This is a genomic window from Bacillus sp. EE-W1 (assembly GCF_009760835.1).
Classification (GTDB): domain Bacteria; phylum Bacillota; class Bacilli; order Bacillales; family Bacillaceae_G; genus Bacillus_A; species Bacillus_A wiedmannii.
On record NZ_WIPE01000150.1, the window covers coordinates 1 to 1,678 of the forward strand.

Consider the following 1,678-nt stretch of genomic DNA (forward strand, 5'->3'; position numbering starts at 1 on the left):
TAAAAAAGAGGACTATTCCGTTTCCTAGTCTTCTTTTACACGCATTCTGTAGCTTTTGAATAAAGTTTTATTAAATTAACTTAATAAACCTTGATAAAAGAACAAATAGAAAAAGCGTGTTTTGAAAAAATTTAATCAAAACACACTTTCTCTATATTCAATTGAATCATTAAGTTGTTTTTTCTAACGGACCCTGAAACAACAATAAAAAAAACTAATAAGATTTTCGTTGTGAAAACTCATGCATCTTGGCTTATGGATTCTTTATACAGCGGTTGTATCTCACAAAGAAGAACTTTATTTTTATTTTTTTCATAATGCTAGCGGTCATTCACTTCCAATGTTTCTTTCGCCATGTGCTCATATTCTTCTAAGCCTGAGATAATCGCAAACTCAGCTATCGCAACAGGGTATGCCGCATTAAGTTCAATGACGTGCTCTTTCATGGCAGGCCAGTAAATCCCGCCTTCCTGCCGGTAATAGTTGATCAGTTTCTCCAGGGCTTCCTCCCCGAATGCCCGGTACTGGAAAACAAAATCATTTGATACATCCGTTACTTTTACTTCGGTCCAGTCGATAAAACCGGTTACGTTAGCATCTTTATCAATCATCGTGTGGCCAGCATGAACATCTCCATGAATCAGACCTGTTCTCTGAGGCCACAATTCCTCATTTTTTACCCAGGCCTGCCAGCGGTTCCATAAGGATTCGCCTACGCCAAACTTCGCTTTAACCTTTTCCATACGACCAATCATCGATTTTCTTGCCTCTTCTGCTGTCTGGACAAACAGGCCTGCTTTAAGAGCCTCTGCTTTCGGAACTGTGTGTAGCGAAGCCAACGCTTTGGCTAATGTCTGGTGAAATTGTTCAGGTACATTTTCATAATCTATCTCCCACAAATAGTTTTGAATCTCCGGATCAATCGTACCTGCTGGCACTCCGGTTAACTTTTTATAAGCTATTAGATCGCCTTTATAAACCGACCAGACTGGAATCTGAAAAGTGGCATATTTGTTTACAAGATCCAGTGCTTTCTTCTCCACTATCGTCCTCGGCATCACATCGTCCCGTCTCGGAAACCTTAGCACCCATTCTTCGCCTTTATCGTCTTCTGCATAAAGCAACCAGAAAATCTAAACCAGACTCGTTGAATATGATGGACTCCTCTTTAACTTCCAAACCATACTTCCTTGCTATTTCTACCGCTTTTTGTTTGTTCAAATCTATCACTTCCTTCTCTTATTTTACTGATTTTTTGTAGTAAAAAAATAGACTGTTGCCTATGGGAAACTTGTGCAATACTCTACTTATTCAGAGCAATTTTGTCATTTGTTTTTTCATATTCAATATTCACTTCTTTATGTTCCAAAGTAATAAACACTCCCCTTTTAAGAAAATGTTTTTTAATTAACCTGCATATTAACTTTAAGTAGAAATCTCCACAATTTATTATAAATTTTAACATATATAACCAGTTTTCTATATAAATGTTATTCAACAATCTAGCCCAATTGTTGAATAACATGACCGGATTTTTTTAAACAGCTTTATTATTTCTGTACAACTTTATAAGTCTAATAATATAGGTGTTTTGAATGTATACTTTTATTGGTGTTTTCTTAGAAATATGAAGAAATAGAAGAAACTCAGTGTTTGCAATGAAATGAAAGTAAACTTT

Annotated in this window: 1 pseudogene; it reads right to left on the reverse strand. The window is 35.9% G+C overall.

Annotation, left to right across the window (positions count from 1 at the left end):
- Positions 1–320: 320 nt before the first annotated feature.
- Positions 321–1,221 (reverse strand): annotated as a pseudogene (gene mphM, locus GFJ36_RS28695) (macrolide 2'-phosphotransferase MphM).
- Positions 1,222–1,678: the final 457 nt, after the last annotated feature.